This is a genomic window from Pseudomonas sp. GZD-222, from assembly GCF_049310525.1.
Lineage (GTDB): Bacteria > Pseudomonadota > Gammaproteobacteria > Pseudomonadales > Pseudomonadaceae > Aquipseudomonas.
This window is the reverse complement of record NZ_JBMOWO010000101.1, coordinates 1-8070: the sequence shown is the minus strand read 5'-3', so window position 1 is coordinate 8070 and position 8070 is coordinate 1. Positions and strand designations below refer to the sequence as shown.

Below are 8070 nucleotides of genomic sequence, written 5' to 3'. Positions count from 1 at the left end.
TTTGTCGTTGTTGTGTGGGTGTGATTGTGTTCCTTGTTTTTGTTCTTCTTCCCCCCCCCCCCCCCCCCCCCCCCCCCCCCCGCTCCCACCGGATTAGTCGGAGTTGATCGGCAGGATGTAGCTCTTGAACTCGGTGTCTTCATGAAAACCGATGGATTCGTAGGTCTTCATCGCCACTTCATTGTTGCTGCTGGTGGAGACCCGCAGGCGCACGGCGTTGGTTTCCTTGGCCATTTTCTTGGCTTCGCGCATCAGGTGGTCGGCGACCAGCATGCGCCGGGAGTCTTCGGCGACATAGATGTCGTTGAGGATCCATACACGCTTGAGCGACAACGACGAGAAGCTCGGGTAGAGCTGACAGAAGCCCATCAACTTTTTGTCGTCATCGTCGGCCAGGGCCAGGTAAATGATCGACTCACTCCGTTCCAGGCGTTTTTCCAGGAACGAGCGGGAGGAATCCGGGTATGGCAGCTGGCCATAAAACTCGCGGTATTTGACGAACAGGGGGGCAAGGAGGTCCAGATGTTCCAGGGTTGCTTTTATGATCCGCATAAGCAGGCCTCAGGGTCCATGGTAGTGTGCGGCAAATCGCCCGCCGCCTGGGCAGATCGTGCCTGAACATAATTAGAAAGCGCAATCTACTAAACGGATGCGCCTCAGGGTTTGCTGAGCAGGAAGTTTCCTTTGTTCGGCGTAGCGTTTTCCGACTCCAGCGTATGCACCTGCGCTTCATCCTTGAGGTTGACCCCGGACAACTGCCGTCTGCACGCCTCGCGCATCAGGTACAACAGGCGATGGGCGGCCATGCCGTAGCTGAGGCCTTCCAGGCGTACGTTGGAAATGCAGTTGCGGTAGGCGTCGGTCAGGCCCACTTTCGGGTTGTAGGTGAAATACAGGCCGAGGCTGTCAGGGGAGCTCAGGCCGGGGCGTTCACCGATCAGGATCACGGTCATTTTCGCCCCGAGCAATTCGCCCACTTCGTCGGCCACCGCCACGCGGCCCTGTTCCACCAGGACCACTGGCGAGGTTGACCAGCCATCCGCCGCAGACTGCTCTTCAAAACGTGTCAGAAACGGCAGGGTATGGCGGTGCACCGCCAGGGCAGAGAGGCCGTCGGCGACCACGATGGCCAGATCGACGCCGCCAGGGTTGGTCTGGGCGTGTTCGCGCAGCTGTTGTGCGGAATCCGGGTGCAGGCGCCGCCCCAGATCGGGGCGTTGCAGGTAACTGTCGCGGTCGGCAGCGGCGCTGTGCAGCAGCAGGCTGTCGCGCTGGCGCTCGCTCAACTGGCTGCGCAGCCCCTGATGATCAAAGGCCAGGTGCACGGCGTCGCGGGCCTGGGCATGGGCAAACTGAAAATCGAGCTGGGCGCCGGTCGGCAGGCTGGTGCCGGTGCGGCCCAGGGCGATGCGTGCCGGTGTCAGGCGGCGCAGTTCCAGCCAGGGATTGGCGCTGTTGTCATGCTGTGGGGTGTTGTCCATGGTCACCTCGCTTATCCCAGTTGGGCCAGGGCCTGGCGGAAGGCCGGCGGCAGGTTGTCACCAAAACGCACCCGGCCGTCGGCCTGGGTGAAGATGCCGGTGCGCGCCAGCCAGGCTTCGAACTCCGGCGCCGGTTTCAGGCCCAGGGTCTGGCGGGCGTAGAGCGCATCGTGGAACGAGGTGGTCTGGTAGTTGAGCATGATGTCGTCGGAGCCGGGGATGCCCATGATGAAGTTGATCCCGGCAACGCCCAGCAGGGTCAGAAGCGTGTCCATGTCGTCCTGGTCGGCTTCTGCGTGGTTGGTGTAGCAGATGTCACAGCCCATGGGCACGCCGAGCAGCTTGCCGCAGAAGTGGTCCTCAAGGCCGGCACGGATGATCTGCTTGCCGTTGTACAGGTACTCCGGGCCGATGAAGCCGACCACGGTGTTGACCAGGAACGGCTTGAAGTGGCGGGCCACGGCGTAGGCGCGGGTTTCGCAGGTCTGTTGGTCGACGCCATGGTGGGCGTTGGCCGACAGGGCGCTGCCCTGGCCGGTCTCGAAATACATCAGGTTCTGCCCGAGGGTGCCGCGATTGAGGCTCAGGCCGGCGTCGTAGCCTTCTTTGAGGACATTGAGGTTGATGCCGAAACTGGCGTTGGCCGCTTCGGTGCCGGCGATCGACTGGAACACCAGGTCTAGCGGCACGCCGCGGTTGATCGCCTCGATCGAGGTGGTCACGTGGGTCAGTACGCAAGCCTGGGTGGGAATGTCGTAGCGCTGGATGATGGCATCGAGCATTTCCAGCAGGGTGCAGATCGAGGCGATGCTGTCGGTGGCCGGGTTGATGCCGATCATGGCGTCGCCGTTACCGTAGAGCAGACCGTCGAGGATGCTCGCGGCGATCCCGGCTGGCTCATCGGTCGGGTGGTTGGGCTGCAGGCGCGTCGACAGGCGTCCGCGCAGGCCCATGGTGCCGCGAAAACGGGTGACTACACGGATTTTTTGCGCCACCAGCACCAGGTCCTGCACGCGCATGATCTTCGACACGGCAGCGGCCATTTCCGGTGTCAGCCCAGGGGCCAGGGCACGTAGGCTGGTTTCATCGGCCTGGTCGCTGAGCAACCAGTCGCGCAAGCCACCCACGGTCAGATGGCTGACCGGGGCGAAGGCGTTGGTATCGTGGGTATCGATGATCAGGCGGGTGACTTCGTCGTCTTCGTAGGGAATCAGCGCTTCGCTGAGGAAGTGTTTGAGCGGAATATCGGCCAGGGCCATTTGTGCGGCAACCCGTTCGCCATCGTTGCTGGCTGCAACCCCGGCGAGAAAATCGCCCGAGCGTGCCGGGCTGGCCTTGGCCATCACTTCTTTAAGGCTTTCAAAACGGTAGGTCTGCTGACCTGCCGTGTGTACAAAACTTGCCATACAGAATCTCCAGAACGCCGCAGGCCGGGCCTGCGGCGCAGATAGCGTTGATCAGTGCAGGGCCTCTTCAGCCTTCTGGATCGCGGCGAATTCCTCTTCCGGTGTCCCGGCTACCAGGTGGTGCCGGCTGTAGAACGCAAAGTAGGCAATCAGTACGCCATAGATGATGGCAGCGCCAATCACCACCCGTGGATCAACCAGAAAACCGGCGACTACGGCAATGCAGGCCAGTATCAGGGCCACGCCGGAGGTGAGGATCCCGCCCGGGGTACGGTATGGGCGCTCCATTTTCGGGCGTTTGATCCGCAGGGTGATGTGCGCAGCCATCATCAGTACATAAGACAGCGTAGCGCCGAACACCGCAACCAGGATCAGCAGGTCACCCTGGCCGGTCAGCGACAGGCCGAAACCGATGATCCCGGGGATCACCAGGGCCAGCACCGGTGCCTTGCTCTTGTTGGTTTCCGAGAGTTTGCGCGGCAGGTAGCCGGCACGCGACAAGGCGAAGATCTGCCGCGAGTAGGCGTAGATGATCGAGAAGAAGCTGGCGATCAGGCCGGCCAGACCCACCAGATTGACGAAACTGCCCATCCAGGTCGAGCCGCCGTAGGCTTTGGACAGTGCTTCGACCAGCGGGTTGCCCGAGCTTTTCAGGGCTTCGGCACCGGCGCCGCCAGGGCCGACCACGAGGATCAGCAGGGCGAAGGCCAGCAGCACCAACATGGCACCGATCAGGCCGCGCGGCAGGTCGCGCTTGGGGTTCTTGGTTTCTTCAGCGGCCAGCGGCACGCCTTCGACCGCAAGGAAGAACCAGATCGCATAGGGGATCGCCGCCCACACGCCGACATAGCCGAATGGCAGGAAGCTGCTGGCGCCGACGGCGTCGGTCTGGGCGATGTCGAACAAGTTGTTGACATCAAAGTGCGGCACCATGGCCACCAGGAACACGCCGAGGGCAATGGCAGCCACGGCGGTGATGATGAACATCAGCTTCAGTGCTTCACCGACGCCGAAGATGTGGATGCCGATAAAGATGATGTAGAAGGCCAGGTAGATCATCCAGCCACCAATACCGAACAACGACTGGCAATAGGCGCCGATGAACACCGCAATCGCTGCGGGGGCGATGGCGTATTCAATGAGGATTGCCGTTCCGGTGAGAAACCCGCCCCAGGGCCCGAACGCGCTGCGGGCAAAGCCATAGCCGCCACCGGCGGTAGGGATCATCGAGGACAATTCGGCGAGGGAGAAACACATGCACAGGTACATGGTTGCCATCAGCAAGGTGGCGAGGAACATGCCGCCCCAACCGCCCTGGGCCAGGCCGAAGTTCCAGCCGGCATAGTCGCCGGAAATCACATAGGCAACGCCTAAACCGACCAGCAGTACCCAGCCTGCCGCGCCTTTTTTCAGTTCACGTTGTTGGAAGTAGTCGGTGCCGACCTTTTCAAAGTCGACAGAAGAGCCTGCCGGCGCGCTGCCGGTGTGATCGCTTGGCATAGGGTTCACCTGTTTTTTTTATCGTGACCGGCGGATGCCGATGTCTCTGGTGATGGTCTTGCAGGAAGCGAGCCAGCGCGACCCCGGGGTGGGGCCGCGCTGTGGGTGGGTTAGAAGAAGCCCAGTGGATTGATGTCGTAGCTGACCAGCAGGTTTTTGGTCTGCTGGTAGTGGTCGAGCATCATTTTGTGGGTTTCACGGCCGACGCCGGACTTTTTGTAGCCACCGAACGCGGCGTGAGCCGGGTACAGGTGGTAGCAGTTGGTCCACACGCGACCTGCCTTGATGCCGCGGCCCATGCGGTAGGCGCGGTTGATGTCACGGGTCCAGACGCCAGCGCCAAGGCCGAACTCGGTGTCGTTGGCGATGGCCAGCGCTTCGGCTTCGTCCTTGAAGGTGGTGACGCTGACCACCGGGCCAAAGATCTCTTCCTGGAATACGCGCATCTGGTTGGTGCCCTTGAGCAGGGTCGGCTGGATGTAGTAACCGGTCGACAGGCTGCCTTCGAGCTTTTCTACCTTGCCGCCGGTGAGCAGCTCGGCACCTTCCTTCTCGGCGATTTCCAGGTACGAGAGGATCTTGTCGAACTGTTGCTCGGAGGCCTGGGCGCCGACCATGGTGTCGGTGTCCAGTGGGTCGCCACGCTTGATCTGTTTGATCTTCTTCATCACCTCCTGCATGAACGCCGGGTAGATCGACTCTTGCACCAGCGCCCGCGACGGGCAGGTGCACACTTCGCCCTGGTTGAAGAAGGCCAGTACCAGGCCCTCGGCGGCTTTCTCGATGAAGGCCGGTTCGGCCTGCATGATGTCTTCGAAGAAGATGTTCGGCGATTTGCCGCCCAGTTCCACGGTCGACGGGATGATGTTCTCGGCGGCACATTTCATGATGTGCGAGCCCACCGGGGTGGAGCCGGTGAAGGCGATCTTGGCGATGCGCTTGCTGGTGGCCAGGGCTTCGCCGGCTTCGCGGCCATAGCCTTGCACCACGTTGAGTACGCCCGGTGGCAGCAGGTCGCCGATCAGTTCCATCAGCACGGTGATGCCCAGCGGGGTCTGTTCAGCCGGCTTGAGTACCACGCAGTTGCCGGCAGCCAGGGCGGGCGCCAGTTTCCACGCGGCCATCAGGATCGGGAAGTTCCATGGAATGATCTGGCCGACCACGCCCAGTGGTTCGTGCAGGTGGTAGGCCACGGTGTTGCCGTCGATTTCTGCCGCGCCGCCTTCCTGGGCGCGTATGCAGCCAGCGAAGTAGCGGAAGTGGTCAGCGGCGAGCGGGATGTCGGCGTTCAGGGTTTCGCGAACGGCTTTGCCGTTGTCCCAGGTTTCAGTGATGGCCAGTAGCTCGAGGTTCTGTTCGATGCGGTCGGCGATTTTCAGCAGGACTAGCGAGCGCGCTTGTGCCGAGGTCGAACCCCAGGCATCAGCAGCGGCATGGGCAGCGTCCAGGGCCTTCTCGATGTCTTCGGCGGTGGAACGCGGGAATTCGGCAATCAGTTGGCCGTTCACTGGCGAGGTGTTTTCGAAATACTGCCCTTTGACCGGAGCTACGAACTCGCCACCGATGTAGTTCCCATAACGGCTCTTGAAGGAAACTTTGGCGCCTTCGGTACCGGGATGTGCGTAACGCATGGTGTGTCTCCTGGCTATTGTGTTTGTTGGGGAGGTTATAAACAGCATAGAGCAAGGCTCGGGCCAGTGTTGTCGGGGCTAGCAAAATCAAGGGGTTGCGAGGTTCTGCCAAGGGGCGCAAGTGGCGTGTGTGGCAGCGTCGGTACAGCCAGGGTGACACTTTGTACCGTTAATGGCACAGGCTGTGACTCAGCGGTCAAGCCAGCATTGCAATGCGCCGGTGGGTGGAGGATGCTGGGGCCACCTCGTCTGCGGAGAACAATAAAAAGTGCAGAACAATCACCTCAGCCGGCACGCCCGGCAAGTGCTCACGGTGACTCAGGGCAAGGCACAAATGCAGGGGCCGGGCAGCGATCCGTCGATTGCCCGTTCATGGCTGCGCTGCGTTGAGGATTACCACCTGGACCCGGCCCAGAGCATGGCACCGACCGTGCTTGAGCACGGCCGCGTGCTCGAGAGTCGTGAGCGCCTGCAACAGGTGCTGCAGATTGCCGGCAATGAGATGAACAGCCTGCACCAGCAGTTGTCCGGCGCAGGGCATGCGGTGTTGCTGACCGACGCCCGTGGGGTGATCCTCAATTGCGTGACCGCACCCACCGAACGGCGGGTCTTCGAACGTGCCGGGTTGTGGCTGGGCGCCGACTGGAGCGAGGCCCGCGAGGGCACCAACGGCATCGGTACGTGCCTGGTCGAGCGGCAGGCGCTGACCATTCACCAGGACGAACATTTCCGTGGCCGCCACACTGGCCTGACCTGTTCGGCCAGCCCGGTGTTCGATCCGCACGGTGAGCTGCTGGCGGTGCTCGATGTCTCGTCGGCGCGCCCGGATGTGTCGCGCCAGAGCCAGTTCCATACCATGGCCTTGGTGAATCTCTCGTCGAAGATGATCGAGAGCTGTTATTTCCTGCGCTATTTCGACAACCAGTGGCTGCTGCGCTTTCATCTGCAGGCCGAATCGCTCGGTCTGTTCAGTGAAGGCTTGCTGGCCTTTGATGGCGACGGGCGGATCTGCGCGGTCAATCAGAGCGCGTTGAACCTGCTTGGCACCATTCGTGGCGGGGCGCTGGGCAAGCCGGTAGAGATGTTCTTCGATTGTGCCCTGGACGAGCTGTTCAGCCGTGCCACGGCGCAGGCCAGCACCAGCTGGCCGCTGCGCACCCGCGATGGTCGCCTGTTGTTTGCCAGCCTGCGCGGCCAGGCTCGTGCGCCGGTTCAACCTTCTTTGCCGATACCGGTTCCCGCCACCAAAGCAGAAAAGGCCGGGTCGATCTGTTTGCTGGATCCGTTGCTGCAGAATGATTTTCGTCGCGCCGTGCGCGTGTTCGAGCGCGACGTTCCGCTGTTGATCAACGGTGAAACCGGTAGCGGCAAGGAGGCCTTCGCCAAGGCCGTGCACCAGGCCAGCCAGCGCCGGGAGCGGGCGTTTGTTGCCCTGAACTGCGCCTCGATTCCGGAAAGTCTGATCGAGAGCGAGCTGTTCGGCTATCGCGGTGGCAGTTTCACTGGCGCGCGCAAAGAGGGCATGCGCGGCAAGCTGCAGCAAGCCGACGGCGGCACGTTGTTACTGGATGAAATCGGCGACATGCCGCTGGCCCTGCAAACCCGTCTGCTGCGGGTGTTGGAGGACCGCATGGTGGTGCCGATCGGCGGCGAGCCGCAGGCCGTTAACGTGCGCATCATCAGTGCCACCCACCGCAACTTGCTGGAGCGGGTTGAGGATGGCAGTTTCCGCGAAGACCTCTATTACCGGCTCAATGGCCTGGAGATCGAATTGCCGGCGTTGCGCGAGCGCAGTGACAAGTCGCAGTTGCTGGATTTCATTCTGGCCGAAGAGGCGGGTGGGCAGTCAGTCACGTTTGAGCCCTCGGCGCGTCAGGCCTTGCTCGACTTTGCCTGGCCAGGGAACGTGCGGCAGTTGCGTAATGTGTTGCGCACACTGGTTGCGCTGTGTGATGACGGCTGTATCCGCCTTGCCGACCTGCCGGTGGGGGGGGGGGGGGGGGGGGGGGGGAGGGGGGGGGGGGGGGGGGGAGGGGGAGGAGGAGGGGGGGA

The 8070-nt window shown here is 62.3% G+C and carries 6 protein-coding genes; 1 reads left to right on the top strand and 5 read right to left on the bottom strand.

The annotated features are described in order from the left end of the window. Positions 1-93 precede the first annotated feature (93 nt). From ACO6VD_RS19005 to ACO6VD_RS18985, 5 genes are all read right to left on the bottom strand, one after another. A complete protein-coding gene (locus ACO6VD_RS19005; protein ID WP_422421272.1) occupies positions 94-552 on the bottom strand; it encodes a GNAT family N-acetyltransferase in 459 nt (152 codons plus the stop codon). Positions 553-656: 104 nt separating this feature from the next. Continuing rightward, positions 657-1481 (bottom strand): ethanolamine ammonia-lyase subunit EutC, encoded by an 825-nt coding sequence (gene eutC, locus ACO6VD_RS19000; RefSeq protein ID WP_422421270.1) that lies wholly within the window; start codon positions 1479-1481, stop codon positions 657-659. Between the two features lie 11 nt (positions 1482-1492). Then, positions 1493-2887, bottom strand: a complete 1395-nt coding sequence (locus ACO6VD_RS18995) for an ethanolamine ammonia-lyase subunit EutB (RefSeq protein WP_422421268.1) — start codon at positions 2885-2887, stop codon at positions 1493-1495. Positions 2888-2938: 51 nt separating this feature from the next. After that, the gene (eat, locus tag ACO6VD_RS18990; protein ID WP_422421266.1) at positions 2939-4387 is read right to left on the bottom strand and encodes an ethanolamine permease; all 1449 of its coding nucleotides are present in this window, start codon (positions 4385-4387) and stop codon (positions 2939-2941) included. Positions 4388-4497: 110 nt separating this feature from the next. After that, positions 4498-6018: an aldehyde dehydrogenase family protein gene (locus tag ACO6VD_RS18985; RefSeq protein ID WP_400174206.1), complete on the bottom strand. Its 1521-nt coding sequence runs from the start codon at positions 6016-6018 to the stop codon at positions 4498-4500. A gap of 268 nt (positions 6019-6286) precedes the next feature. Between ACO6VD_RS18985 and ACO6VD_RS18980 the strand changes: the two genes are divergently transcribed. Then, positions 6287-8070, top strand: a 1784-nt coding sequence (locus ACO6VD_RS18980; protein WP_422421264.1) for a sigma-54-dependent Fis family transcriptional regulator, incomplete at its 3' end; no start/stop codon positions are given.

What these genes read in the sequence shown, in the direction of transcription:
- ACO6VD_RS18995 (WP_422421268.1), bottom strand. Translation starts at nt 2,887, where the DNA reads ATGGCAAGTTTTGTACACACGGCAGGTCAGCAGACCTACCGTTTTGAA.
- eutC (WP_422421270.1), bottom strand. Translation starts at nt 1,481, where the DNA reads ATGGACAACACCCCACAGCATGACAACAGCGCCAATCCCTGGCTGGAA.
- eat (WP_422421266.1), bottom strand. Translation starts at nt 4,387, where the DNA reads ATGCCAAGCGATCACACCGGCAGCGCGCCGGCAGGCTCTTCTGTCGAC.
- ACO6VD_RS19005 (WP_422421272.1), bottom strand. Translation starts at nt 552, where the DNA reads ATGCGGATCATAAAAGCAACCCTGGAACATCTGGACCTCCTTGCCCCC.
- ACO6VD_RS18985 (WP_400174206.1), bottom strand. Translation starts at nt 6,018, where the DNA reads ATGCGTTACGCACATCCCGGTACCGAAGGCGCCAAAGTTTCCTTCAAG.